General features: G+C 65.2%; 22 protein-coding genes. 16 read left to right on the plus strand and 6 right to left on the minus strand.

The genetic code is table 11. The annotated features are described in order from the left end of the window. Window positions 1-5 precede the first annotated feature (5 nt). The 9 genes from murD to lpxC all read left to right on the plus strand — a co-directional run bounded on the left by murD (window position 6) and on the right by lpxC (window position 10,460). Complete coding sequence (gene murD / locus CCOS865_RS18540; protein ID WP_119143487.1) at window positions 6-1,352, plus strand: UDP-N-acetylmuramoyl-L-alanine--D-glutamate ligase; 1,347 nt, start codon at window positions 6-8, stop codon at window positions 1,350-1,352. After that, window positions 1,349-2,563, plus strand: a complete 1,215-nt coding sequence (gene ftsW, locus CCOS865_RS18545; protein ID WP_119143489.1) for a putative lipid II flippase FtsW — start codon at window positions 1,349-1,351, stop codon at window positions 2,561-2,563. Before murD ends, ftsW begins: the two co-directional genes overlap by 4 nt. Next, window positions 2,553-3,632: an undecaprenyldiphospho-muramoylpentapeptide beta-N-acetylglucosaminyltransferase gene (gene murG, locus CCOS865_RS18550; RefSeq protein WP_119143491.1), complete on the plus strand. Its 1,080-nt coding sequence runs from the start codon at window positions 2,553-2,555 to the stop codon at window positions 3,630-3,632. The genes ftsW and murG overlap by 11 nt, the downstream gene beginning before the upstream one ends. Beyond that, window positions 3,625-5,079, plus strand: coding sequence for a UDP-N-acetylmuramate--L-alanine ligase (gene murC, locus CCOS865_RS18555; protein ID WP_119143493.1), 1,455 nt, complete (start codon window positions 3,625-3,627; stop codon window positions 5,077-5,079). Before murG ends, murC begins: the two co-directional genes overlap by 8 nt. Further along, window positions 5,076-6,032 carry a D-alanine--D-alanine ligase gene (locus CCOS865_RS18560; protein WP_119143495.1) on the plus strand — a complete coding sequence of 319 codons (957 nt, stop codon included), beginning with the start codon at window positions 5,076-5,078 and terminating at the stop codon, window positions 6,030-6,032. Before murC ends, CCOS865_RS18560 begins: the two co-directional genes overlap by 4 nt. Window positions 6,033-6,037: 5 nt before the next feature. Beyond that, complete coding sequence (locus CCOS865_RS18565; RefSeq protein WP_119143497.1) at window positions 6,038-6,907, plus strand: cell division protein FtsQ/DivIB; 870 nt, start codon at window positions 6,038-6,040, stop codon at window positions 6,905-6,907. A 14-nt stretch (window positions 6,908-6,921) separates the two neighbouring features. Further along, the gene (ftsA, locus tag CCOS865_RS18570; RefSeq protein WP_119143499.1) at window positions 6,922-8,184 is read left to right on the plus strand and encodes a cell division protein FtsA; all 1,263 of its coding nucleotides are present in this window, start codon (window positions 6,922-6,924) and stop codon (window positions 8,182-8,184) included. Window positions 8,185-8,239: 55 nt separating this feature from the next. After that, a complete protein-coding gene (ftsZ, locus tag CCOS865_RS18575) occupies window positions 8,240-9,436 on the plus strand; it encodes a cell division protein FtsZ (RefSeq protein ID WP_119143501.1) in 1,197 nt (398 codons plus the stop codon). A 112-nt stretch (window positions 9,437-9,548) separates the two neighbouring features. Next, complete coding sequence (gene lpxC / locus CCOS865_RS18580) at window positions 9,549-10,460, plus strand: UDP-3-O-acyl-N-acetylglucosamine deacetylase (protein ID WP_119143503.1); 912 nt, start codon at window positions 9,549-9,551, stop codon at window positions 10,458-10,460. A 647-nt stretch (window positions 10,461-11,107) separates the two neighbouring features. Here the strand turns inward: lpxC and CCOS865_RS18585 are convergent. After that, window positions 11,108-11,569 (minus strand): DUF721 domain-containing protein, encoded by a 462-nt coding sequence (locus CCOS865_RS18585; protein WP_119143505.1) that lies wholly within the window; start codon window positions 11,567-11,569, stop codon window positions 11,108-11,110. Between the two features lie 350 nt (window positions 11,570-11,919). On the opposite strand from CCOS865_RS18585, the gene secA reads away from it, so the two are divergent. The 4 genes from secA (at window position 11,920) to CCOS865_RS18605 (ending at window position 17,681) form a co-directional block, all read left to right on the plus strand. Then, window positions 11,920-14,661 carry a preprotein translocase subunit SecA gene (gene secA / locus CCOS865_RS18590; RefSeq protein ID WP_119143507.1) on the plus strand — a complete coding sequence of 914 codons (2,742 nt, stop codon included), beginning with the start codon at window positions 11,920-11,922 and terminating at the stop codon, window positions 14,659-14,661. A 127-nt stretch (window positions 14,662-14,788) separates the two neighbouring features. Beyond that, entirely contained in the window at window positions 14,789-16,006 is a 1,218-nt protein-coding gene (gene argJ / locus CCOS865_RS18595; protein WP_119143509.1) for a bifunctional glutamate N-acetyltransferase/amino-acid acetyltransferase ArgJ, read from the plus strand. Between the two features lie 101 nt (window positions 16,007-16,107). Then, window positions 16,108-16,740, plus strand: a complete 633-nt coding sequence (locus tag CCOS865_RS18600; RefSeq protein WP_119143511.1) for a glutathione S-transferase family protein — start codon at window positions 16,108-16,110, stop codon at window positions 16,738-16,740. Further along, window positions 16,737-17,681, plus strand: a complete 945-nt coding sequence (locus CCOS865_RS18605) for a Nudix family hydrolase (RefSeq protein WP_119143513.1) — start codon at window positions 16,737-16,739, stop codon at window positions 17,679-17,681. The genes CCOS865_RS18600 and CCOS865_RS18605 overlap by 4 nt, the downstream gene beginning before the upstream one ends. 138 nt (window positions 17,682-17,819) lie before the next feature. On the opposite strand, the gene CCOS865_RS18615 is transcribed toward CCOS865_RS18605, so the two are convergent. The 3 genes from CCOS865_RS18615 to CCOS865_RS18625 are packed head-to-tail and all read right to left on the minus strand — an operon-like array spanning window position 17,820 to window position 21,374. Next, a complete protein-coding gene (locus CCOS865_RS18615; protein WP_119143515.1) occupies window positions 17,820-18,386 on the minus strand; it encodes a cob(I)yrinic acid a,c-diamide adenosyltransferase in 567 nt (188 codons plus the stop codon). 1 nt (window position 18,387) lies between these two features. Then, the gene (locus CCOS865_RS18620) at window positions 18,388-20,418 is read right to left on the minus strand and encodes a sensor histidine kinase (protein WP_119143585.1); all 2,031 of its coding nucleotides are present in this window, start codon (window positions 20,416-20,418) and stop codon (window positions 18,388-18,390) included. A gap of 38 nt (window positions 20,419-20,456) precedes the next feature. Then, complete coding sequence (locus CCOS865_RS18625; RefSeq protein WP_119143517.1) at window positions 20,457-21,374, minus strand: putative 2-dehydropantoate 2-reductase; 918 nt, start codon at window positions 21,372-21,374, stop codon at window positions 20,457-20,459. A gap of 100 nt (window positions 21,375-21,474) precedes the next feature. On the opposite strand from CCOS865_RS18625, the gene CCOS865_RS18630 reads away from it, so the two are divergent. The 3 genes from CCOS865_RS18630 (at window position 21,475) to CCOS865_RS18640 (ending at window position 24,359) form a co-directional block, all read left to right on the plus strand. Next, entirely contained in the window at window positions 21,475-21,960 is a 486-nt protein-coding gene (locus CCOS865_RS18630) for a YajQ family cyclic di-GMP-binding protein (protein WP_119143519.1), read from the plus strand. Window positions 21,961-22,075: 115 nt separating this feature from the next. Continuing rightward, window positions 22,076-22,915 (plus strand): mechanosensitive ion channel family protein, encoded by an 840-nt coding sequence (locus tag CCOS865_RS18635; protein WP_119143521.1) that lies wholly within the window; start codon window positions 22,076-22,078, stop codon window positions 22,913-22,915. Between the two features lie 199 nt (window positions 22,916-23,114). Continuing rightward, window positions 23,115-24,359, plus strand: a complete 1,245-nt coding sequence (locus CCOS865_RS18640) for an MFS transporter (RefSeq protein WP_119143523.1) — start codon at window positions 23,115-23,117, stop codon at window positions 24,357-24,359. A gap of 25 nt (window positions 24,360-24,384) precedes the next feature. On the opposite strand, the gene CCOS865_RS18645 is transcribed toward CCOS865_RS18640, so the two are convergent. Continuing rightward, window positions 24,385-25,932, minus strand: a complete 1,548-nt coding sequence (locus CCOS865_RS18645) for an AmpG family muropeptide MFS transporter (RefSeq protein ID WP_119143525.1) — start codon at window positions 25,930-25,932, stop codon at window positions 24,385-24,387. Window positions 25,933-25,975: 43 nt separating this feature from the next. Then, window positions 25,976-26,329, minus strand: a complete 354-nt coding sequence (locus CCOS865_RS18650) for an MGMT family protein (RefSeq protein ID WP_119143527.1) — start codon at window positions 26,327-26,329, stop codon at window positions 25,976-25,978. Window positions 26,330-26,415: the final 86 nt, after the last annotated feature.

Below are 26,415 nucleotides of genomic sequence, written 5' to 3' on the forward strand. Positions count from 1 at the left end.
CGCGCGTGTCACTGATCGCTTCCGACCAATTCCGCATCGTTGTCGGCCTCGGCAAGAGCGGCATGTCCCTGGTTCGCTTCCTGGCGAGCCGGGGCATTGCCTTTGCGGTCGCCGACACCCGCGAGCAACCGCCGGAACTGGACACCCTGCGCCGTGACTACCCGCAGGTGGAAGTACGCTGTGGCGAGCTGGACGTGGACTTCCTCTGCCGCGCCAACGAGCTCTACGTCAGCCCGGGCCTGGCCCTGGCCACGCCGGCCCTGCAGCAGGCGGCCGCGCGTGGCGTGAAGCTGTCCGGCGACATCGAGCTGTTCGCGCGCAACGCCAAGGCGCCGATCATCGCCATCAGCGGCTCGAACGCCAAGAGCACGGTGACCACCCTGGTCGGCGAGATGGCGGCCAAGGCCGGCAAGCGCGTGGCGGTCGGCGGCAACCTGGGTACCCCGGCGCTGGACCTGCTCGACGACAGGGTCGAGCTGTACGTGATGGAGCTGTCCAGCTTCCAGCTGGAAACCACCGATCAGCTGAACGCCGAAGTGGCCACCGTGCTCAATATCAGCGAAGACCACATGGACCGCTACAGCGGCCTGCCGGCCTATCACCTGGCCAAGCACCGGATCTTCCGCGGTGCCAACCAGGTGGTGGTGAACCGCCAGGACGCCCTCAGCCGGCCGTTGCCGGTCGAAGGCCGCCCGTGCTGGAGCTTTGGCTTGAATGCGCCGGACTTCAAGGCCTTTGGCCTGCGTGAAGTCGACGGCGAAAAATGGCTGGCGTTCGAGTTCGACAACCTGATGCCAGCGCGCGAGCTGAAAGTGCGGGGCGCGCATAACCAGAGCAACGCCCTGGCCGCCCTGGCCCTCGGCCACGCGGTCGGCCTGCCGTTCGCGCCGATGCTCGAAGCCCTGCGCGAGTTCGCGGGCCTGGCCCACCGTTGCCAATGGGTGCGCGAGCGCAACGGCGCCCACTGGTACGACGACTCCAAGGCGACCAACGTCGGTGCCGCGCTGGCGGCCATCGAAGGCCTGGGCGCCGACATCGAAGGCAAGCTGGTGCTGATCGCCGGCGGTGACGGCAAGGGTGCCGACTTCGCCGCCCTGCGTGAGCCCGTCGCGCGCTACTGCCGCGCCGTGGTGCTGCTCGGCCGCGATGCCGAACGCCTCGGCCAGGCGCTGGGCGAGCAGGTGCAGCAGGTGCGCGTGCAGACCCTGGACGAGGCCGTGCAGCAATGCGCTGCACTGGCCCAGCCCGGCGACGCCGTGCTGCTCTCGCCCGCCTGCGCCAGCCTCGACATGTTCAAGAACTTCGAAGAGCGTGGGCGCCTGTTCGCCCAGGCGGCGGAGGGGCTGGCATGATCTTCGGCATCCTCAAGCCGTACCCGTCGCCACTGATCAGTGGCCGTGGCATCGACCTCGATTTCGCTTTCCTCGCCGGCTGCCTGGCGCTGCTCGGCCTGGGCCTGGTGATGATCACCTCGGCGTCCTCGGAAGTGGCCGCGGTGCAGTCGGGCAATCCGCTCTACCACATGTTCCGCCACCTGATTTACGTGGCCATCGGCCTGGTTGCCTGCGGCATGACCATGCTGGTACCGATCGCCACCTGGCAGCGCATGGGCTTCCTGATGCTGCTGGGCGCCTTCGGCCTGCTGTTCCTGGTACTGGTGCCGGGCATCGGCCGTGAAGTGAACGGTTCGATGCGCTGGATCGGTTTCAGCTTCTTCAACGTGCAGCCGTCGGAGATCGCCAAGGTCTTCGTGGTCATCTACCTGGCCGGCTACCTGGTGCGTCGCCAGCAGGAAGTGCGCGAGAGCTGGATGGGCTTCTTCAAGCCGTTCATCGTGCTGCTGCCGATGGCGGGCCTGCTGCTGATGGAGCCAGACTTCGGCGCCACCGTGGTGATGATGGGCGCGGCGGCGGCGATGCTGTTCCTCGGCGGGGTGGGGCTGTTCCGCTTCTCGCTGATGGTGGTGCTGGCGGTGGTCGCGGTGTTTGTCCTGGTGCAGGCGCAGCCCTACCGGATGGCGCGGCTGATCACCTTTACCGACCCCTGGTCGGATCAGTTCGGCTCCGGCTACCAGCTGACCCAGGCACTGATTGCCTTTGGCCGCGGCGAGTGGCTCGGCGTCGGCCTGGGCAACAGTGTGCAGAAGCAGTTCTACCTGCCTGAAGCGCACACCGACTTCGTCTTCTCGGTGCTTGCCGAAGAGCTCGGCGTGGTCGGCACCCTGTGCACCGTGGCGCTGTTCGTGTTCGTCACCGTGCGCGCCCTGTACATCGGCCTGTGGGCCGAAAAAGCCAAGCAGTTCTTTGCCGCCTACATGGCCTTTGGCCTGGCGTTCCTGTGGATCGGCCAGTTCCTGATCAACATCGGGGTGAACGTCGGCCTGCTGCCGACCAAGGGCTTGACCTTGCCGTTCCTCAGTTACGGCGGCAGCTCGCTGGTGATCTGCTGCGCCTGTGTCGGGCTGTTGCTGAGGATCGAGTGGGAGAGTCGCACGCACCTGGGCAGCGAAGAGCACGAATTCAACGAGAGCGATTTTGCCGAGGAGAGCCCACATGGCCGCTGACGGCAAGAACGTACTGATCATGGCGGGCGGCACCGGCGGGCATGTGTTCCCGGCGCTGGCCTGCGCGCGCGAGTTCCAGGCGCGTGGCTACAGCGTGCACTGGCTGGGCACCCCGCGCGGCATCGAGAACGAGCTGGTGCCGCAGGCCGGCTTGCCGCTGCACCTGATCCAGGTCACGGGCCTGCGCGGCAAGGGCAAGCTGTCGCTGCTCAAGGCGCCGTTCACCCTGATCAAGGCCGTGCTCCAGGCGCGCAAGATCATCGCCCGTTTGCAGCCGGTCTGCGTGATCGGTTTCGGCGGTTACGTCACCGGCCCAGGCGGCGTGGCGGCCAAGCTGTGCGGCGTACCGCTGGTGATCCACGAGCAGAACGCCCGCGCCGGTACCGCCAATCGCCTGCTGGTGCCACTGGCGGCGCGCGTCTGCGAAGCGTTTCCGGACACCTTCCCGGCCAGCGACAAACGTCGCACCACCGGCAACCCGGTGCGCCCGGAACTGTTCCTCGAGGGCCTGCGCGCGCCGCTGGCCGAGCGCCGCGCACGGCTATTGGTGCTCGGTGGCAGCCTGGGTGCGGAACCATTGAACAAATTGCTACCTAAGGCCCTGTCAGAGGTGTCTGCGGCGCTGCGGCCAGAGGTGTTCCACCAAGCTGGCAAGCAGCACGCGCCGATCACCGCCGAGCGTTATCGCGAGGCCGGGGTCGAGGCTCAGGTCGAGCCGTTCATCAAGGACATGGCCCATGCCTATGGCTGGGCTGACATGGTGGTGTGCCGGGCCGGTGCCCTGACCGTCAGCGAACTCGCGGCGGCAGGCCTGCCTTCGATGCTGGTGCCCTTGCCCCACGCGATCGACGACCACCAGACCCACAACGCCCATTATCTGGCTCGGGAAGGCGCTGCCTTCCTCATGCCACAAGCGACAACTGGCGCAGCGCAGCTCGCTGAACGCCTGAACGAGGTGCTGATGCAACCCGAGAAACTCAACACCATGGCTGGCACCGCACGGCGCCTGGCCAAGCCTGCCGCAACCAGCACCGTGGTCGATATCTGCCTGGAGGTGGCCCATGGTTGAAACCCAGAAAGCCATGCCACAGCCAAAAATGGGCCGTATCCGCCGTATCCACTTCGTCGGTATCGGCGGCGTGGGCATGTGCGGCATCGCCGAAGTGCTGCTCAACCTGGGCTATGAAGTCTCCGGCTCCGACCTCAAGGCGTCGCCGGTGACCGAGCGCCTGAAGTCGTTTGGCGCCGAAATCTTCGTCGGCCACCGCGCCGAGAACGCCGCCAACGCCGATGTGCTGGTGGTGTCCAGCGCGATCAACCCGGCCAACCCGGAAGTCGCCACCGCACTCGAGCGGCGCATTCCGGTGGTGCCGCGTGCCGAGATGCTCGCCGAGCTGATGCGCTATCGCCACGGCATCGCGGTGGCCGGTACCCACGGCAAGACCACCACCACCAGCCTGCTGGCCTCGGTGTTCGCGGCCGGTGGCCTGGACCCGACGTTCGTCATCGGCGGCCGCCTGACCGCTGCCGGCACCAACGCTCAGCTGGGCGCCAGCCGCTACCTGATCGCCGAAGCCGACGAGAGCGACGCGAGCTTCCTGCACCTGCAGCCAATGGTTGCCGTGGTCACCAATATCGACGCCGACCACATGGCCACCTACGAAGGCGACTTCAACAAGCTGAAGAAGACCTTTGTCGAGTTCCTGCACAACCTGCCGTTCTATGGGCTGGCGGTGATGTGCCTGGACGACCCGGTGGTGCGCGAGATCCTGCCGCAGGTCAAACGCCCGACGGTCACCTATGGCTTCAGCGAAGAGGCCGACATCCGCGCCATCAACGTGCGCCAGCAGGGCATGCAGACCCACTTCACGGTGCTGCGTCGCGACTGCGAGCCGCTCGACGTGTCGGTCAACATGCCGGGCAACCACAACGTGCTCAACGCCTTGGCGACCATCGCCATCGCCACTGACGAGGGCATCACCGATGCCGCCATCGTCCAGGGGCTGTCGGGCTTCCAGGGCGTCGGTCGACGCTTCCAGGTCTACGGCGAGCTGCCGGTCGACGGCGGCAGCGTGATGCTGGTCGACGACTACGGCCACCACCCGACCGAAGTCGCCGCGGTGATCAAGGCCGTGCGTGGCGGCTGGCCGAGCCGGCGCCTGGTGATGGTCTACCAGCCGCACCGCTACAGCCGCACCCGCGACCTCTACGACGATTTCGTCCAGGTCCTGGCCGACGCCAACGTGCTGCTGCTGATGGAAGTCTACCCGGCCGGCGAAGAGCCGATCCCCGGTGCCGACAGCCGTCAGCTGTGCCACAGCATCCGCCAGCGCGGTCAGCTCGACCCGATCTACATCGAGCGCGGCGTCGAGCTGGCGCCGCTGGTCAAGCCGCTGCTGCGCGCCGGCGACATCCTGCTGTGCCAGGGTGCCGGTGATATCGGCGGCCTCGCCCCACAACTGATGAAAAGCCCACTGTTCGCCGGCGCCGTCGCCCAGCAGGAGAAGTCCAAATGACCACCGCCTACGACACATTGCACTCGACCCTGGACGCCAAGGCGTTCGGCCGCGTCGCCGTGCTCTATGGCGGCAAGAGCGCCGAGCGTGAGGTGTCGCTGAAATCCGGCGCCGCGGTGCTCGAGGCACTGACCAGCGCCGGTGTCGACGTGGTCGGCATCGATGTCGGCGACGACCTGCTGGCGCGCCTGCAGAGCGAGAAGATCGACCGCGCCTTCATCATCCTCCACGGTCGTGGCGGTGAAGACGGCAGCATGCAAGGCCTGCTGGAGTGCCTGGGCATTCCCTACACCGGCAGCGGCATCCTCGCCTCGGCGCTGGCGATGGACAAACTGCGCACCAAGCAGGTGTGGCAGAGCCTGGGTATTCCGACCCCGCGCCACGCCGTGCTGGCCAGCGAGCAGGACTGTGTGTTGGCCAGTACGGAACTGGGCTTCCCGCTGATCGTCAAACCTGCCCATGAAGGCTCTAGCATCGGCATGGCCAAGGTGAATAGCGAGCAGGAGCTGATCGCTGCCTGGAAGGACGCTGCCCACTACGATTCGCAAGTGCTGGTCGAGCAATGGGTTCACGGCCCGGAGTTCACCATCGCGGTGCTGCGTGGCCAGGTGCTGCCGCCGATCGCGCTGGGCACCCCGCACGTGTTCTACGACTACGACGCCAAGTACATCGCCAATGACACCCAGTACCGCATCCCGTGCGGCCTGGACGCTGTCAAGGAACAGGAACTGATCGACCTGACCGCGCGCGCCTGCGATGCCATCGGCATCGAAGGCTGGGGCCGGCTGGACGTGATGCAGGACGAGCAAGGCCGTTTCTGGCTGCTCGAAGTCAACACCGCACCGGGCATGACGGATCATAGCCTGGTGCCCATGGCGGCCCGCGCGGCCGGCCTGGACTTCCAGCAACTGGTGCTGGCGATCCTGGCCGACAGCGTAGCGACGCGAGGTTAACCATCATGCAAGGCGCGATGCTCCGTCAGCAGCCACCCGTACCCGGCCGTCACAAGCCGGTGCCGCGTGGTGCCAGCCGAATGGTCGCTCAGGAGCCGATGTCGGCGCGCCTGCCGAAGGCCAACTTCAGCGTCTTCAAGCGCTTGCTGTGGCCGGTGCTACTGGTCGCTGCGGGCTTTGCCGCCTACGAAGGCGCGGTGCGCCTGATGCCGTATGCCGACCGGCCGATCACCAAGATCGCCGTGCAGGGCGACCTCAGCTACATCAGCCAGCAGGCGGTGCAGCAGCGTATTGCACCGTTCACGGCGGCGAGCTTCTTCAGTGTCGACCTCAGCGCCATGCGCGCCGAGCTCGAGCAGATGCCATGGATCGCCCATGCCGAAGTACGGCGGGTGTGGCCGGACGAAGTGGTGATCCGCCTCGAAGAACAGCTGCCCGTGGCGCGCTGGGGCGCGGAGGCCTTGCTCAACAACCAGGGCCAGGCGTTCACCCCGCGCGAGCTGGCCAACTATGAGCACCTGCCGCAGCTGTTCGGGCCGCAGCGGGCTCAGCAACAAGTCATGCAGCAGTATCAGGTATTGAGCCAGATGCTCCGCCCCATGGGCTTTTCCATCGCTCGCCTGGAGTTGCGCGAGCGTGGCAGCTGGTTCCTGACCACCGGCGCAGGCAGCGCCGGGCCGGGCATCGAGCTGCTGTTGGGGCGCGACCATCTGGTGGAGAAGATGCGCCGTTTCATTGCCATTTACGACAAGACACTCAAAGAGCAGATCACCAACATCGCCCGCGTTGATCTGCGCTACGCCAACGGATTGGCTGTTGGCTGGCGGGAACCGATTGCACCGACGACGGCCCAACCCGCCGTTGCGAAGAATTAGAGAGAGGCAGGACCATGGCAAACGCGCATAGCGGCAAAATGATCGTCGGGCTGGACATCGGCACCTCCAAGGTGGTGGCGCTGGTGGGTGAAGTCGGCGAAGACGGTACCCTGGAGATCGTCGGTATCGGCACCCACCCGTCCCGCGGCCTGAAGAAGGGCGTGGTGGTCAACATCGAGTCGACCGTGCAGTCGATCCAGCGCGCCGTCGAAGAGGCCCAGCTGATGGCGGGCTGCCGTATCCACTCGGCCTTCGTCGGTGTTGCCGGTAACCACATCCGCAGCCTCAACTCCCACGGCATCGTCGCCATCCGCGACCGCGAAGTCAGCGCCGCCGACCTCGAGCGCGTGCTCGACGCCGCCCAGGCCGTGGCCATCCCGGCTGACCAGCGGGTGCTGCACACCCTGCCGCAGGACTACGTGATCGACAACCAGGAAGGCGTCCGTGAGCCGCTGGGCATGTCCGGCGTGCGCCTGGAAGCCAAGGTCCACGTGGTCACCTGCGCCGTCAACGCCGCGCAGAACATCGAGAAGTGCGTGCGCCGCTGCGGCCTGGAAATCGACGACATCATCCTCGAGCAGCTGGCTTCGGCCTACTCGGTGCTCACCGATGACGAAAAAGAGCTGGGCGTGTGCCTGGTCGACATCGGTGGCGGTACCACCGACATCGCCATCTTCACCGAAGGCGCGATCCGTCACACCGCGGTGATCCCGATCGCCGGCGACCAGGTCACCAACGACATCGCCATGGCCCTGCGGACACCCACCCAGTACGCCGAAGAAATCAAGATTCGCTACGCCTGCGCGCTGGCCAAGCTGGCCGGTGCCGGCGAAACCATCAAGGTGCCGAGCGTCGGCGACCGTCCGCCGCGCGAGCTGTCGCGTCAGGCCTTGGCCGAAGTGGTCGAGCCGCGTTACGACGAGCTGTTCACCCTGATCCAGGCTGAGCTGCGCCGCAGCGGTTATGAAGACCTGGTGCCTGCGGGCATCGTCCTCACCGGCGGCACCTCGAAGATGGAAGGGGCCGTGGAACTGGCCGAGGAAATCTTCCACATGCCGGTACGCCTGGGCGTACCGCACAGCGTTCGGGGGCTGAGCGACGTGGTGCGCAACCCGATCTATTCCACCGGCGTGGGTCTGCTCACCTACGGCCTGCTCAAGCAGTCCGAGGACCTGATCCTGACCGGTCACAGCAACAGCAGCAGCAACAGCTATGGCGATGAACCGAAGGCCCCAGTGCTCGAGCGATTCAAGCGTTGGGTCCAGGGCAATTTCTAAGTTTCAAAGCAGTAGTGGTAGGCGCAACAACTAGAGAACTGTAAGGAGAGGGAAAATGTTCGAGCTCGTAGACAACGTCCCGCAAAGTCCGGTCATCAAAGTGATCGGCGTCGGCGGTGGCGGCGGCAACGCCGTCAACCACATGGTCAAGAGCAGCATCGAAGGCGTGGAATTCATCTGCGCCAACACTGATGCTCAAGCGCTGAAAAACATCGGTGCGCGTACCATCCTGCAACTGGGTACCGGGGTCACCCGCGGTCTGGGTGCCGGTGCCAACCCGGAAGTCGGCCGTCAGGCCGCGCTGGAAGACCGTGAGCGCATCGCTGAAGTGCTGCAAGGCACCAACATGGTCTTCATCACCACCGGCATGGGTGGCGGTACCGGTACCGGTGCGGCGCCGATCATCGCCGAAGTGGCGAAGGAAATGGGCATCCTCACCGTTGCCGTGGTGACCCGTCCGTTCCCGTTCGAAGGCCGCAAGCGCATGCAGATCGCCGATGAAGGCATCCGCATGCTGGCCGAGAGCGTCGACTCGCTGATCACCATCCCCAACGAGAAGCTGCTGACCATTCTCGGCAAGGACGCCAGCCTGCTGTCTGCCTTCGCCAAGGCGGACGACGTGCTCGCCGGTGCGGTGCGCGGTATCTCCGACATCATCAAACGTCCGGGCATGATCAACGTCGACTTCGCCGACGTGCGTACCGTGATGAGCGAGATGGGCATGGCGATGATGGGTACTGGCTGCGCCAGCGGCCCGAACCGTGCGCGCGAGGCCACCGAGGCTGCGATCCGCAACCCGCTGCTCGAAGACGTCAACCTGCAGGGTGCACGCGGTATCCTGGTGAACATCACCGCCGGTCCCGACCTGTCCCTGGGCGAGTACTCCGACGTCGGTAGCATCATCGAGGCCTTCGCCTCCGACCACGCGATGGTCAAGGTGGGTACCGTGATCGACCCGGACATGCGCGACGAGCTGCACGTCACCGTGGTCGCCACTGGCCTGGGTGCGCGCATCGAGAAGCCGGTCAAGGTCGTCGACAACACCCTGCAGACCGCGCACGCGGCCTACGAGGCGTCCAACCCGGCCCCGGCCCGTCAAGAGCAGCCAGCGGTCAACTACCGCGACCTGGAGCGTCCTACCGTGATGCGCAACCAGGCGCATGCAGGTGCCGCCGCAGCAGCTAAACTGAACCCTCAGGATGACTTGGACTACCTGGATATCCCGGCTTTCCTGCGTCGCCAGGCTGATTGATGGAATTTATCAGGGGTATAAAGGTGATTGGTATTCAGCAAAGGTCGGGTCTGTTATCATCCCCAGCCTTTGTTGATACCAGTTCGCAATTTGCGCTGAAGCGGCCAATGCCATGATTAAACAACGCACCCTGAAGAATATTATCCGTGCCACAGGCGTCGGCCTGCACTCCGGTGAGAAGGTCTACCTGACCCTCAAGCCTGCGCCTGTGGATACCGGCATCGTCTTCCGCCGCGCCGACCTTGACCCTGTGGTCGAGATCCCGGCTCGCGCGGCCAACGTCGGCGAGACAACCATGTCGACGACGTTGGTCAACGGTGACGTCAAGGTCGATACGGTCGAGCACTTGCTCTCCGCCATGGCGGGTCTGGGCATCGATAACGCCTACGTCGAGCTCTCCGCCTCGGAAGTGCCGATCATGGATGGCAGCGCCGGACCTTTCGTATTCCTGATTCAGTCTGCCGGCCTGGAAGAGCAGGACGCAGCCAAGAAATTCATCCGCATCCTGCGTGAAGTGACAGTGGAGGACGGCGACAAGCGCGCTACCTTCCTGCCTTTCGAAGGGTTCAAGGTGAGCTTCGAGATCGACTTCGATCACCCGGTCGTCAGCGGCCGGACCCAGAGCGCCAGTGTCGACTTCTCCAGCACCTCGTTCGTGAAGGAAGTCAGCCGCGCACGGACCTTCGGGTTCATGCGTGACATCGAGTACCTGCGCAAGCACAACCTTGCGTTGGGCGGCAGTGTCGAGAACGCCATCGTCGTCGACGAGACCGGCGTGCTCAACGAAGACGGCCTTCGTTACGAAGACGAATTCGTCAAACACAAGATCCTCGACGCCATCGGCGACCTGTATCTGCTGGGCAACAGCCTGATCGGCGAGTTCAAGGGCTTCAAGTCCGGGCACGCGCTGAACAACCAACTGTTGCGCAAGCTGATCGCCGAGACCGATGCCTGGGAAGTGGTCACTTTCGAAGATGCCAGTACGGCACCGATCTCTTATATGCGCCCTGTTGCGGCCGTGTAAGTTCGAACACTCTCTAGTTCATTGAGGCCACCTTCGGGTGGCCTTTTTATTGGGTTTTTGTGGGGGGGGCTGGGGCTGGGGCTGGTGAGCATATCCGTTCGTTGTGGTGCGGTTACTGGCCCCTTCCGCCCTTACGGCGGGTCACTTTTTTTCTTGGAAAAAAGTAACCAAAAACCGCTTGCTCCTACATACGGCCCTCCGCTGCGCTGCGGGTTCCCTCACTCCGGCCTTGCTCCCGCGAGGACCGGGCTGTACGCGCCTTCCTGGCCCGCAGCCCTTGCCGGCCTTCCTGGCCGTCACCTCGCTTCGCAAGACCTGCGTTCGGCCTCCTGAAGTCGCGGTAGATCAAGATCACAAGCCAGATCAAGGGCCAGGGCAACGGCTGGCGAATCGCTGCGCTCTCGCTTGTTTATAAGGGCGGTACAGCGCGTCAGCGCCAGAATTTGCATTGGCAGTTCCGGCCTCTTTCGCGGGGCAAGCCCGCTCCCACAGGATAGCGTCGCTCTTTCGGTCAACGGAGATCCTGTGGGAGCCCGCTTGCCCCGTGAAGAGGCCCGAATATCCACCGACCATGCCACTATCGAAGATGACGCCAGCCCAGGCGCCGTAAAGGGGAGGGGGCTATCGCCCACAATTCACGATCCCGATCAGCGCGGCTCTTTAGGCTTGGCATGCCCAGCCAAACGCTCCAGCGCTGCCCGCAGCTTGGGATCACTGATCCCCTCGGCGGTATCGCGAATGCTCTCGGCGGCTTCGCTGGACAGCTCCGGCGCGTGGCCCGCGCGTTTGGCCGGGGTCATCGGCGGCTGTACCTTGAACAGGATCCGGCGCAAATTGCCGAACACCTCCAGCTCCAGCAACTGGCGCTGCAAGCGCTTCTGTTGATAGCGCAGGCGCGTCGCCCAGTGCCCATCGGTGACCACCAGCAGCAACACGCCATCGCGCCACGACGCCACATGGCAATGGGCGCGGGCGGCCGGCTGCAGCTGGCTTTCCAGCAGGCGCTGCAGATGCACCAGGCGTTCGGCCTGGTTGAGCAGCAGGCGCAAGGGCCGGGCGCCACGCAGGAGCGCGGCCGGTGGCCGGGCGGGCGAAGGTTTGTAGGCCATGGGGGTACGCAGGAAGTTACAGAATCGTCATGGTAACAGAACACTGAATTTGTACTGACAGTGCCGGCCTCATCGCCGGGCGAGCCCACCCCCACGTGGGCAGCGGGCAGCGGGATGTTCAGGGGCGAGAGTCATTCTCAATAGCTTTCATCTTCGCTACACCTTGAACTTGGAAAAAAAGTCCTTATGTTAGAGACGTCCCCACCCTAGCGCTGTGCCAGCATCGTGGAAATCCACCACTTTCCTCACCATCGTTTCCGGGTAGAATGCTCGTTCGCATGCGGCCCAAGGGCTGCTCGGGCGACTCATGGGGCCGCCCTCCATCCCTAAGTGTGGAAGATCCTGCCGATATGTTTGCGCCTTTGTTAAAAAAACTTTTTGGAAGCAAGAACGAGCGTGAAATCAAACGCCTGCTCAAGACGGTAACCACCGTCAATGCCTTCGAAGAGAAGATGTTGGCCCTCTCCGACGAGCAGCTGCGGGGCAAGACCGCAGAGTTCAAAGAGCGCCTGGCCAAAGGCGAAACGCTCGACCAACTGCTGCCTGAAGCCTTTGCCGTGGCCCGTGAGGCCGGCAAGCGCGTGATGGGCATGCGCCACTTCGATGTGCAGCTGATCGGCGGCATGACCCTGCACGAGGGCATGATCGCAGAAATGCGTACCGGTGAAGGCAAGACCTTGGTCGGTACCCTGGCCGTGTACCTCAACGCATTGTCCGGCAAGGGCGTGCACGTGGTCACGGTCAACGACTACCTGGCCCGCCGTGACGCCAACTGGATGCGCCCGCTGTACGAGTTCCTCGGCCTGTCCGTGGGCATCGTCTCGGCCTTCCAGCCGCCGGAAGAGAAGCGCGCCGCCTATGCCGCCGACATCACCTACGGCACCAACAACGAATTCGGTTTCGACTACCTGCGCGACAACATGGCGTTCAGCGTCGAAGAGAAGTTCCAGCGTGAGCTGAACTTCGCCGTGATCGACGAAGTCGACTCGATCCTCATCGACGAAGCGCGGACCCCGTTGATCATCTCCGGCCAGGCCGAAGACAGCTCCAAGCTGTACATCGAGATCAACCGCCTGATCCCGCGCCTGACCCAGCACATCGAAGAAGTCGAAGGCCAGGTCACCCAGGAAGGCCACTACTCGATCGACGAGAAGACCCGCCAGGTCGAACTCAACGAATCCGGCCACCAGTTCATCGAAGAGATGCTCACCCAGGCCGGCCTGCTGGCCGAGGGCGAGAGCCTCTATTCGGCGCACAACCTGGGCCTGCTGACCCACGTCTACGCCGGCCTGCGCGCGCACAAGCTGTTCAACCGCAACGTCGAGTACATCGTCCAGGACGGCCAGGTCCTGCTGATCGACGAACACACCGGCCGGACCATGCCGGGTCGTCGCCTGTCCGAAGGCCTGCACCAGGCCATCGAGGCGAAAGAGAACCTGAATATCCAGGCCGAGAGCCAGACCCTGGCCTCGACCACCTTCCAGAACTACTTCCGCCTCTACAACAAGCTGTCCGGCATGACCGGTACCGCTGACACCGAAGCGTTCGAGTTCGCCCAGATCTACGCCCTCAACGTGATGGTCATCCCGCCGAACAAGCCGTTGGCGCGTAAAGACTTCAACGACCTGGTGTACCTGACCGCCGAAGAGAAGTACCTGGCGATCATCGCGGACATCAAAGAGAGCATGGCCACCGGTCGCCCGGTGCTGGTCGGTACCGCGACCATCGAGACCTCCGAGCACATGTCCGCCCTGCTCAAGCAGGAAGGCATCGAGCACAAGGTCCTCAACGCCAAGTACCACGAAAAAGAAGCCGAGATCATTGCCCAGGCAGGCGCACCGGGTGCCCTGACCATCGCCACCAACATGGCCGGCCGTGGTACCGACATCCTCCTGGGCGGTAACTGGGAATCGGAAGTCGCCGCGCTGGAAAGCCCGACCGCCGAGCAGATCGCCCAGATCAAGGCCGACTGGCAGAAGCGTCACCAGCAGGTGATCGAGGCCGGTGGCCTGCACGTGATCGCCTCCGAGCGTCACGAATCGCGCCGGATCGACAACCAGCTGCGCGGCCGTTCCGGTCGTCAGGGTGACCCGGGCTCCAGCCGCTTCTACCTGTCGCTGGAAGACAGCCTGATGCGTATCTTCGCCTCTGACCGGGTGAAGAACTTCATGAAGGCGCTGGGCATGCAGTCCGGCGAGGCCATCGAGCACCGCATGGTCACCAACGCCATCGAAAAAGCCCAGCGCAAGGTCGAAGGGCGCAACTTCGACATCCGCAAGCAGCTGCTCGAATACGATGACGTGGCCAACGAACAGCGTAAGGTGATCTACCACATGCGCAACAGCCTGCTGGCTGCGCAGAACATTGGTGACACCATTGCCGAGTTCCGCCAGGAAGTGCTCGACAGCACCATCAGCCAGCACATCCCGCCGCAATCGCTGCCAGAGCAGTGGGACGTGGCCGGTCTCGAGGCTTCGCTGTCGAGCGACTTCGGGATCAAGCTGCCGATCCAGCAGTGGCTCGACGAGGACGATCACCTCTACGAAGAGACCCTGCGCGAGAAGCTCCTGAACGAGATCACCAGCGCCTACAACGAGAAGGAAGACCAGGCTGGCGAAGAGGCCTTGCGCACCTTCGAGAAGCAGATCCTCCTGCGCGTACTCGACGACCTGTGGAAAGACCACCTGTCGACCATGGACCACCTGCGTCACGGTATCCACCTGCGCGGTTATGCGCAGAAGAACCCGAAGCAGGAGTACAAGCGCGAATCCTTCACCCTGTTCCAGGAGCTGCTCGAGTCGATCAAGCGCGATGCCATCCGTGTGCTCTCGCACGTCCAGGTCCGCCGCGAAGACCCGATCGAAGAAGAAGCCCGCCTGCGTCGCGATGCCGAAGAACTGGCCCAGCGCATGCAGTTCCAGCACGCCCCGGCACCGGGCCTGGAAAGCGAGCTGAACGAACTGAACGAGGAGGGCGCTGAAGTGGCAGTGGCCGCCGCGCCGGTGCGCAATGACCTGAAGCTGGGCCGCAACGAGCCGTGCTGGTGTGGTTCGGGCAAGAAGTTCAAGCATTGCCACGGCCAGATCGAGTGATCGAGCCGTTCCTGCTGCACCCTGACAACTGAACTACTGCGCCGCGAAGGGCTTCGACCTTCGCGGCGTTGTTCCATCTCAAGCTTGGCCGTATCTTGTGCGGCACATATTTTCTAGGAGCGCATTCATGGCTGTTGGTCTTGGTCCTTTGCCCACCCTGCACCCGGTTCCCGGTTTCGAACTCGGCATCGCTTCGGCGGGCATCAAGCGCCCTGGGCGCAAGGACGTCGTGGTAATGCGCTGCGCCGAAGGCTCCAGCGTTGCCGGCGTGTTCACCCTCAATGCCTTCTGCGCCGCGCCGGTGATCCTCGCCAAGCAACGGGTGCAGGGCAGCGTGCGTTACCTGCTGACCAACACCGGCAATGCCAACGCCGGTACCGGCGCGCCAGGCCTGGCCGCCGCCGAGCGCACCTGCGCCAAGCTGGCTGAGCTGACCGGTGTCGCTGCCGAGGCGGTGCTGCCGTTCTCCACGGGCGTGATCGGCGAGCCGCTGCCGGTCGAGAAGATCGAAGGCGCGCTGCAGGCCGCCCTCGACAACCTCTCGGAAAACCACTGGGCCGAAGCCGCCACCGGCATCATGACCACCGACACCCTGCCCAAGGGTGCCAGCCGGCAATTCCAGTTCGACGGCCAGACCATCACCGTGACCGGCATCAGCAAAGGCGCCGGGATGATCCGCCCGAACATGGCCACCATGCTCGGCTACATCGCCACCGACGCCAAGGTCGCCCCAGCGGTGCTCAAGGACCTGATCCTCGACGGTGCCAACAAGTCGTTCAACCGCATCACCATCGATGGCGATACCTCGACCAACGACTGCTGCATGCTGATCGCCACCGGCAAGGCCAATGTCGCCGAAGTCACCGAGCCTCGCGGCGAGCTGTTCGACGCCCTGAAACAGGCGGTGTTCGAAGTCTGCATGGAAGTCGCCCAGGCCATCGTCCGTGACGGCGAAGGCGCGACCAAGTTCGTGACCGTGCAGGTCAACGGCGGTGGCAACCATCAGGAATGCCTGGACGTCGGTTACGCCGTCGCCCACTCGCCGCTGATCAAGACTGCGCTGTTCGCCTCCGACCCGAACTGGGGCCGCATCCTCGCTGCCGTCGGCCGTGCCGGCGTACCGCAGCTCGACGTCAGCCTGATCGACGTCTACCTCGGTGACGTGTGCATCGCCAGCCAAGGCGGTCGCAGCCCGAGCTACACCGAAGAGCAGGGCTCCAAGGTCATGGCCCAGGAAGAGATCACCATTCGCATCGAGCTCGGCCGTGGCCAGTGCAGCGAGACCATCTGGACCACCGACCTGTCGCACGAGTACGTCAAGATCAACGCCGAATACCGCACCTGATCGACTGATCCCAAGGCCCCATCGCGGGGCCAGCCCGCTCCCACGCAGCAGGGGGCGGGGCTTGTTCCGCGAGGGGCTTCACACCTGATGGAGCTGCCCCCATGAGCTATCACCTGATCATCGGCGACAAGCTGTACTCCTCCTGGTCGCTGCGTGGCGCCCTGGCCCTTGAACTGGCCGGCGTCCCCTACGAAGAAACCCTGATCAAACTCAACCAGCCCGACACCCGCACCCGCGTGCTGGCGTTTTCGGCTACCGGTAAAGTCCCGCTGCTGCAGACCGAGCACGGCGTGATCGCCGATTCGCTGGCAATTGCCGAGTACCTCGCCGAGCAGCATCCTGACGCCCAGCTGTGGCCTGCCGACGTGGCGGCTCGCGCCCACGCGCGCTCGGCCTGCGCGCAGATGCACAGCGGCTTCTTTGCCCTGCGCGGTGCCATGCCGTTCGACCTGTCGCGTGATCAGGCGCTGGAGAACGTGCCGCTGGACGTGCAGGTCGACATCGACCGTATCGTCGCCCTGTGGTCCGAATGCCGCCTGGCGGCCAAGGACAGCGGCCCGTTCCTGTTCGGCAAGCCGAGCCTGGCCGACGCCTTCTTCGCCCCGGTGGCAGTGCGCCTGCGTACCTACCGGGTGCAGGTGCCGGCCGAAGCGGCCCGCTACATCGAAGCGATCTACCAGTGGCCTGCGTTCCAGGCCTGGCAGAGCGCCGGGCTGGCGGAGCGCGAAGGGTGAAGCGGATTCATGTAGTGGCCGCGGTGATCCGTGGCGGCGACGGGCGCATCCTGATTGCCCGGCGTGCCGACAGCCAGCACCAGGGCGGCCTGTGGGAGTTCCCGGGGGGCAAGCTGGAGGCGGGCGAGGGCGTCGAGGCGGCGTTGGCCCGTGAGCTGCGCGAGGAGCTCGGCATCGAGGTCACGCGTTCGCGGCCGCTGATCAAGATCAGCCACGACTACCCGGACAAGCAGGTACTGCTGGACGTGCGTGAAGTCGACGGGTTTACCGGCGAGCCTCATGGCGTCGAGGGTCAGCCCTTGGCCTGGGTCGCCCCGCGTGATCTGGACCAGTATGACTTCCCCGAGGCGAACAAGCCGATCGTCGCGGCGGCCCGTCTGCCGGATCAGTACCTGATCACCCCGGACGACCTGGAAGTCCCGCAATTGCTGCGGGGCATCCAGAAGGCCGTGGCCAATGGCATCAAGCTGATTCAGCTGCGCGCGCCGGACATGTACGACCCCAAGTACCGTGATGTCGCGGTGGATGCGGTGGGGCTGTGCGCGGGCAAGGCGCAGTTGATGCTCAAGGGGCCGCTGGAGTGGCTGGGCGACTTCCCGGCGGCGGGCTGGCACCTGACGGCGGCGCAGCTGCGCAAGTATGCTGCCAAGGGGCGGCCGTTCCCGGCGCACCGCTGGTTGGCGGCGTCTTGCCACAGTGCCGAAGAATTGGCCCTGGCTGAGCAGATGGGGGTGGATTTTTTCACCCTGTCGCCGGTGCAGGCGACCCAGACCCATCCCGAGGCGGTGCCACTGGGGTGGGAGGAGGCTGAGCGGTTGATCGAGACTGCGAGCCGGCCGGTGTTCCTGCTGGGCGGCGTGGGGGCTGACCACCGCGAGCGTGCCTGGCAGGTTGGGGCGCAGGGTGTGGCGGGGATTCGGGCGTTCTGGCCTGAGGTCTGAGCCGGCTGTGCCAGGGGCCGCCTTGCGGCCCTTCGCAGGCAAGCCAGCTCCCACAGGATTAGCGCTTATCTCCAGAGCGGCGCGGTCCCTGTGGGAGCGGGCTTGCCCGCGAAGGGCCGCGAAGCGGCCCCAGCACTCTCAGCCCTGCGGCTTGCTCGCAGGCTGCCACAAGACCTCAGCCACCCCTTGTCGCCGCCCAACGATCCGCGCTGCCACAAACAGCAGATCCGAAAGCCGGTTGATATACGCCAACCCAACCCCCTGCAACGGCTCCAGCGCATTCAACGCCTGACACCGCCGCTCGGCACTGCGCGCCAGGCTGCGGCACACGTGCGCCTGTGCCACCAGCATCGAGCCACTGGGCATGATGAAGTTCTCAAGCGGCCCCAGCTCCTCGTTCCACAGGTCGATCACGGCCTCCAGCCGCTCCACCTCCGCCAGCTTCAGCGCCTGGTAACTGGGCATCGCCAGCTCCCCGCCAAGGTCGAACAGCCGGTGCTGGCAGGGCGCCAACACCTCGATAAGCTCCTCCAGCCCCGCCTCGCTCAAGCCCGCCAGCAATACCCCCAGCTGACTGTTGAGGCTGTCGACCTCGCCAATCGCCTCGATGCGTGGATGGTCCTTGGGCACTCGGCGTCCATCGCCCAGGCCGGTTTCGCCTTTGTCGCCAGTACGGGTGTAGATCTTCGACAGGCGATAGCCCATGTCATGCCTCCGTTTTCGCCGGTGCCGCCGGCACGGGCGAGCCAAGGGGCAGGCGCAGGGTAAAGCAGGTCCCCTGGCCGGGGGTGGAGTGCACCTCCATCTGCCCCTTGTGGTTATTGGTAATGATGAAATACGAGACCGACAGGCCGAGCCCGGTGCCCTGGCCGATCTCCTTGGTGGTGAAGAACGGCTCGAAGGTGCGCTTGCGCACGGCCTCGGGCATGCCGATGCCGTTGTCCTCGACCTGGATCTCGGCCCACGGCGGGTTGAGCCGGGTGCGCAGGATGATCCGCCCCGGCTCGCTCGGCTGCGGGCGCAGGTGGATGGCCTGGGCGGCATTTTTCAGCAGGTTGAGCAGCACCTGTTCCAGCTCGTTGGCGGTACACGGCACCGGCCCCAGGCGCGGGTCGAACTGGCGGACGATGGCCTGGCCCTTGAAGTCGAAGCCGATCGCCAGGTCGAAGTCGTTGCCGGCGATCTCCACCGCCTGGTCGATCAACCCGGGCAAGTCGCAGGGCGCCAGCTGGCGGTTGCTCAAGCGGCTGAAACTGAGCATGTGGGTGACGATTTTTGCCGCCCGTGCCCCGGCCTGCTGAATGCCATCGAGCAGCTGCGGCACTTCGCGGCTCGCCAGGTAGCGATTGACCACGGCCAGGTCGATGTCCAGCTCGGCGGCCTGCTCCTGGTTGCGCGGCAGCTCCGGCGACAGCCGTCGGCGGATGTTCTGCACGTTGTGCAGGATCGCACCGAGCGGGTTGTTGATTTCGTGGGCCATGCCCGCCGCCAGGCCGCCGACCGAGAGCATCTTCTCCGACTGCACCATCATCTCTTCCAGCGACAGCCGCTGGGTGATGTCGTCGATACGGATCACCACGCCACGGCCGCCGCCGCCCATCAGCGGGTAGAACGTCAGGGCGTAGTGGCGGGACTCGTCGTCCTTGTGCCAGGTGACCCGTTCGATCTTCGCCACCCGGTGCTTCTCGACGCTCTCCTTGAGCTGCGGCAAGAACGGCTTGAGCGGCTCGAAGGCAATGAAGATCGGCTGGTTCAGCGCCTCGTCCAGCGGCGTCCCGGAGAGCACCGTGGCCTCGTGGTTCCACTGGGTCACGTAGAGCTGCTCGTCCAGCGCGATCAGCGCCGAGGGCATCGAGTCGATGATGCTGTTCAGGTAGTTCTGGAAGCCCGTGAGCTTTTTCTCGATCTTGCTGCGCACCTGGACTTCCAGCTCCAGCTTGCGGTTGGTGTGGCGGGTTTCCTCGGCCAGGCCCTGGGCCTGGTCGTAAGCGGTCTGGAACTCGTCGCGGGTGCGCTTGAGCTGCTGCTCGCGGGCTTCGATACGCGACAGCATGGTATTGAAGGCACTCGCCAGGCTGCCGATCTCGTCGTCGTTGCCGCGCTTGGCGCGCAGCGCGTAGCTCTCTTCACGGGTGACCTGGCGGCTGAGCTCTTCGAGCTGGTTGATCGGCTGGGTGATCAGGCGCTTGATCTGCCGGGCGACCACCAGCCAGAGCAGGATGCTGAACACCAGGATCGCCAGGCTGGCGGTCAGGGTGCCGGTATAGAACGCGGTCGGCAGCTCGCTGCTGGCGACCAGCAGCAGGTGTGCCGGCGGGCTGGCGGCGCGCGGCAGGCGGATCAGTTGGGTGCTGCGAAACTCCATCAGGCGCCAGCCATCGATGTTGCGGTAGCGCTTGGGCAACGCCAGCGGCTCGCCATGCTGCAGTTGCGCGAGCATGCGCCCGTCGCTGCCGTAGACGGCGGCGGCGCGCAGCGGCGAGTAACTGTCGAGCTCCTTGAGCAGGGCCTCGGCGGTTTCTGTCGAGTCACCGGCGCGGGCGGAGAGCTGCGGGTTGGACACCAGCCGGCCGATGGTCTGCAGGGCTTGCGGGGCCATGCTCTCCTGGGTGATCCAGTAGGCGGCGCTGATGAACGTCAGGTTGGCCACCAGCAGGATGGTCACCAGCAGCACCAGCAGGGCCGCCAGCAGTTTCTGCCCGACCGGCAGGTTGTCCAGGCGTTGGCGCAGGGTCATCGGCAAGGCAGTGTCCATTTCCGGTTGAGGGGGCGGCGTCAGTCGCTGGGCAGGCCGCGGGCCTGCAGGTTTTCGACCAGGCGCCGGCGCAGCTGTTCCAGCCGTGGCAGGGCCAGGCCATGACGGGCGGCGGCGCGGCAGGCGTGGCCGAGCAGGTAGTGCAGCTCGGTGCGGCGCGCGTGGCGCACGTCCTGGTACATCGAAGAGTAGTTGGCCGCCGTGGCGAGGATCACCCGTTGCACTTCCTCGCCGAGGTCTTCGGCCGCTTCGGGCTGGCCGCAACGGCGCAACAGTTCGGCAAGTTCCGCACACAGGGCGTCGACCTCGCCGAGGTGCTCGAGCAGGCCGCCATTGTGGCAGTCATGCAGCACGGTCAGCGGGTTGATCGCGCAATTGAGCGCCAGCTTGCGCCACAGCCGGGTGAGGATGTCCACCGTCCACTCGGCCGGGATACCCGCCTCGTGCAGGTCGTCGAACCAGTCGGGCAGGCCGCTGTTGAGCGGGTCGCCCAGCCAGTTGAAACCATGCCCGGCAAAGCGCACCCGCCAGTCGTCCTCGCGGAACGCGCCCTCGGTGCTGGAGGCAAAGATGCAGCGTGCGTGGGGCACTTGCTCGGCCACTTCGTCCTGGCTGCCCAGGCCGTTCTGCAGCAGCACCAGCTCGGCCCCGTCGGCCAGGCGCGGTGCCAGGCGGGCCAGGGCCGGCGCGGCGTCGTAGGCCTTGCAGGCCAGCAGCAGGCGATGGATCGGGCCGCCGCTTGCCGCCGTTTCCGCGGGGATGGCGAAGTGCGTCGCCTGGTCCTGTTCGAGCAGGGTCAGGCCGCCTGCGGCCTGGTAGGCCGCCAGGCGCTGCGGGTCGCGCAGGATCAGCCGGACCGCCTTGCCCGCGCGTGCCAGCCGGCACGCCCAGAGGCTGCCCAGGCTACCGGCGCCGAGAATATGCCAGGTGCTGCTCATCTGCGTTTCGCAACCCGTTATAATGTGTCCCGCATTTTAACCATCAAACCCGCCGCGCTCCATCTCCATGCCGAGCGCGCTTCTATTTTGGAGAATCACCATGCCTTCGTTCGACGTGGTATCGGAACTGGACAAGCACGAAGTGCAGAACGCTGTCGACAACGCCATCAAGGAGCTGGATCGTCGCTACGACCTCAAAGGTAAGGGTAGCTTCGAATTCAAGGACAAGGACCAGACCGTCCTGCTCACCGCCGAGGCCGAGTTCCAGCTCGAAGCCATGATCGACATCCTGCGCGGCGCGCTGGTCAAGCGCAAGATCGAGGTCAAGTGCCTCGAGGTCAAGGACGCCTATGCCTCGGGCAAGGAAATGAAGCAGGAAGCGACCTTCCGCGAGGGCATCGACAAGGAGCTGGCGAAAAAGATCGTCGCCCACATCAAGGACGCCAAGCTCAAGGTCCAGGCCGCCATCCAGGGCGAGCAAGTGCGCGTTACCGGCAAGAAGCGCGACGACCTGCAAGAGGCCATCGCCGCCTTGCGCGCCAAGGAATTCGACATGCCGCTGCAGTTCAACAACTTCCGCGACTGATCAGGCAGCGGTCAGGAACATCGCTGGCCCGATGAGGTCCATCGCTTCCAGTGGCCGCTGAAACCCTGCGGCTTGCCTGTTTGTGTTATGTGCCGCTAGGCATCAGGAGATGACAATGGATTTGAACGCTGAGGTCGATCAGCTGGTCCGCCAATCGCAGACCTGGGTCCCCTTGATAATGGAATACGGCAGCCGTGTGCTGCTGGCGCTGCTGACCCTGGCTGTCGGCTGGTGGATCACCAACAAGCTCAGCGCTCGCCTGGGCAAGCTGGTGGGCCTGCGTAACTCGGACCTGGCCCTGCAGGGCTTTATCAGCACCTTGGCCAATATCGTGCTGAAGGTCCTGTTGATGGTCAGCGTGGCGTCGATGATCGGCATCGAGACCACCTCGTTCGTTGCCGCCATCGGTGCCGCGGGCTTGGCCATCGGCCTGGCCTTGCAGGGCAGCCTGGCGAACTTCGCCGGTGGCGTGCTGATCCTGCTGTTCCGGCCGTTCCGTATCGGTGACTGGATCGAGGCGCAGGGTGTCAGTGGCACCGTCGACAGCATCCAGATCTTCCACACGGTGCTGCGTACCGGCGACAACAAGACGGTGATCATGCCCAACGGCAGCCTGTCCAACGGCATCATCACCAACACCAACCGTCAGCCGACGCGCAAGGTGGTGTTCGATGTCGGCGTCGATTACGAAGCCGACCTGCAGAAGGCGCGCAACGTGCTGCTGGAGCTGGGGCAGGATCCGCGGGTGCTGGCCGAGCCAGCGCCACAGGCGGTGATCTCGACCCTGGGCGACAGCTCGATTACCGTGTCCTTGCGGCTGTGGGTGAAGACTGCCGATTACTGGGATGTGATGTTCATGCTCAACGAGCATGCGCGTGACCGGCTCAAGGCCGAGGGCATCGACATTCCGTTTCCGCAGCGGGTGATTCGCGTGGTGCAGGAAACCGCCGCGTAACAGCCGAACCGCGCAAGCCCCTGTAGGAGCGGGCTTGCCCGCGATGACGTTCGACCGAGCAACCCTGTTGCTGCGTCTGACGCCATCGCGGGCAAGCCCGCTCCTACATTTTTTTGTCCCTCCTTACACTTGTTCACAGCCAGTAACGCCCACTTCTGGCATATAACCTGACCCTTTTCGTACCCCAACGACGTTCACCATGAAACCATTGCTGCACATCACCCCTCGGCAAGCCTTGTTGTTCGGCCTGACCCTGGCCCTGTTCGAGCTGCTCACCTATCTGGCCAGCGACGCGGTCATGCCGGCGATGCCGGTGGTGGTCGGCGAGCTCAACGCCAGCCCTGAGTTCATCCCGCACGCCCTGAACCTGTACCTGCTCGGCGGGGTGGTCCTGCAATGGCTGATCGGCCCGCTGGCCGACCGTTATGGGCGGCGGCCGTTGCTGCTGTCCGGCTGCATCCTCTTCGGCCTGGCCTGCCTGGCCACCTACTGGGTGCATGACATCGGCCTGTTCAACCTGCTGCGCCTGCTGCAGGGCATCGGCCTGGGCTTTGTCGTCACGGTCAGCTACCCGGCGCTCAACGAAGCGTTCAGCGAGGCCGATGCGGTGCGCATGATGGCCTTGCTGGCGAACATCGCCTTGCTCTCGCCGCTGCTCGGGCCGCTGGTCGGTACCCTGATGCTGCAATGGCTGGATTGGCGCTGGCTGTTCGTGGCGTTCGCCGTGGGTGCCGTGTTGACCTGGGGGCTGCTCTACCGGTTGATGCCGGAAACCCTCGGCGTCGAGCGCCGGGACGGCTCGACCCTGCCGTTCACGCCGATCCACCTGCTGCCGTTGCTAGCCGGTTACGGCCAGTTGCTGGGCAACCGCCGCTTTGTCGCCGGCAGCGCGGCGCTGGGCCTGGTCGGCCTGCCGCTGATTGGCTGGATCGGCCTGTCGCCGGTGCTGCTGATCCATGACGAAGGGCTGAGCACGATGGCCTACGCACTGTGGCAGCTGCCGGTGTTCGGCGGGTTGATCATGGGCAACCTGATCATCAACCGGATCGCCGACCGCTACCCGCTGGCGACGCTCGTGCGCGGTGCGCTGGTGCCTTACCTGGCGGGCTTGTGCCTGATGCTCGTGGCGACCTGGCTGTGGCCATCGGTGACCAGCGTGGTGGCGGGGATGTCGCTGTATGCCCTGGGCCTGGGCGTGGCCAACGCGGTGCTGTACCGCATGACGCTGTTCTCCAGCGAGCAGAGCAAGGGCCTGGTCTCGGCGATGCTGGGGATGATCACCATCGCCTTGCTGGGGTTGGGCGGCGCCTTGCTGGCGATGATCGGCGCGGGCGCGAGCCTGCTGCACTTCGCCCTGGCGGCGAGCGTGGCCGGTGCGTTGGCGCTATGGCCGTTGTGGTTCGTGGTCGGCGCACGGCCGGATGCGGGCGCTGTGGCTGAATGAATCGGGGGTGCCAGGCACCCCCCGTTCACGGCTGTTCGGTGGCGGTAGGCTGGACTTCTGCGGGCTTGCCGCGCCCAGCCTCCTGACGCCACTGCAGGGCGATCAGGATCAACGTCGGGACCCCCAGCAGCGCGGTAATCAGGAAGAAGTCGTGGTAGCCGAACTTCTCCACCATCACCCCTGAGTAACCGCCGATCAGCCGCGGCAACAGCAGCATGATCGAGCTGAGCAGCGCGTACTGGGTGGCCGAGAACTTCAGGTTGGTCAGGCTCGACAGGTAGGCGACGAACGCCGAGGTGGCCATGCCGGAGCTCAGGTTGTCCAGCGAGATGGTCACCACCAGCATCTCCAGGTTCGGCCCCATGTCGGCCAGCATCAGGAACAGGATGTTGGTGCCCGCCGAGGCCACGCCGCCGATGAACAGGATCGGCATGATGCCGAAGCGCACGATCAGCAGGCCGCCGGCACCGGCGCCGAGCAGGGTCATGATCAGCCCGAAGATCTTGCTGACGCTGGCGATCTGGTCCTTGGTGAAGCCCATGTCGATGTAGAACACGTTGGCCATCACGCCCATCACCGTGTCCGACATGCGGTAGGTGGCGATCAGCCCGAGCAGCAGCAGCGCCTGCCAGCGGTAGCGCGCGATGAAGTCGTTGACCGGCGTCAGCACCGGCGCCAGGCCGCGGCGGCCGAGCGACGAGAGGCAGGCCCAGCTCAGCAGCACATAGAGGATCAGGCGCAGGAACGCGCGGTCTTCGAGCAGCAGGTCGAGCACGCTGGCGTCGCCGAACAGCACGCTGGCCCAGCCGGTGTTGTACAGCTGGGTGAAGCTGGCCGGCACCGACACCAGCAGGATGATCAGCACGAACACCGAGGCCAGCTGATGGCCCAGGCCATAGCGCGCGGCAGACAACTGGGTGCGCAGCGGCACGGGCGGTTCGCGCATCACCAGGGTGGTGAACACGGCGGGCAGCATGATGATCCCGAACAGCACATAGGTGCCGGTCCAGGCCTGGTGCAGGTAACTGAAGCCGGTCGAACCGAACCACTCGGCGAAGAACAGCGCGCCCGCAGTGGCGAGCAGCGCCGCGACCCGGTAGCCGGCCATGTAGCTGGCGGCGAGGGCGGCCTGGCGCTGGTCTTCGGCGATTTCCAGGCGGTAGGCGTCGACGGCGATGTCCTGGGTGGCCGAGGCGAACGCCACCAGCACGGCCAGGGCAATCAGCCAGGACAAGTGCTTTTGCGGGTCGCACAGGCCCATGCCGACCAGGCCGATCACCACCAGCACCTGTGACAGCAACAGCCACGAGCGGCGTCGGCCGAGGCCGCCGAGCAGCGGCAGGCGCCATTGGTCGAGCAGCGGTGACCAGACCCACTTGAAGGCATAGGCCAGGCCGATCAGGCTGGCATAGCCAATGGTCTCGCGCGCCACACCGGCTTCGCGCAGCCACACCGACAGGGTTGAAAACACCAGCATGTACGGCAGGCCGGCGGCGAAGCCAAGCAGCAAAAGCACCAAGGTTGACGGGCTGGCATAGGCAGCGAGCGCAGCGCGCCAGGTTTTACGGGGCATGGGCCAACATCTGCCTCAAGTTTACGAAAACAAAGCGCGCACTCTAACCGCTGTGCTCCATTGGACGCCAGCCATGGCGCGTCATATCCACACGATTATTGGTTACATTGACGCCTTCCGCGCGCAGCCGGGCACGCTGTTCGTCGCCTGATGGCGTACCTGGCACCAGGCTCAGCCGACCGCCGGCCGCCAACACCCGGTGCCAGGGCAGGCGGGTGTCGCTCGGCAACTGCCCGAGGGTGCGCCCGACCCAGCGCGCGGCGCGCCCCAGGCCGGCCAGCTCGGCCAGTTGGCCATAGCTCACCACCTTGCCGGCAGGGACCTGCCCGAGCACCAGGTAGAGTGCCATTCGTCGGGCCTCGGCAGCTTCCGCCGAAAGGTGCAAAGCGCCGGGCATCAGGCGATGCCCGGCCGTAGACGGCGGCGGCCCGAGGCATTTGCACAAATGCGAGTTGAACTCATTGGCATGGGCTGGGTCTGTCC

Origin of the sequence: Pseudomonas reidholzensis (genome assembly GCF_900536025.1) — a bacterium.
Taxonomy (GTDB): domain Bacteria; phylum Pseudomonadota; class Gammaproteobacteria; order Pseudomonadales; family Pseudomonadaceae; genus Aquipseudomonas; species Aquipseudomonas reidholzensis.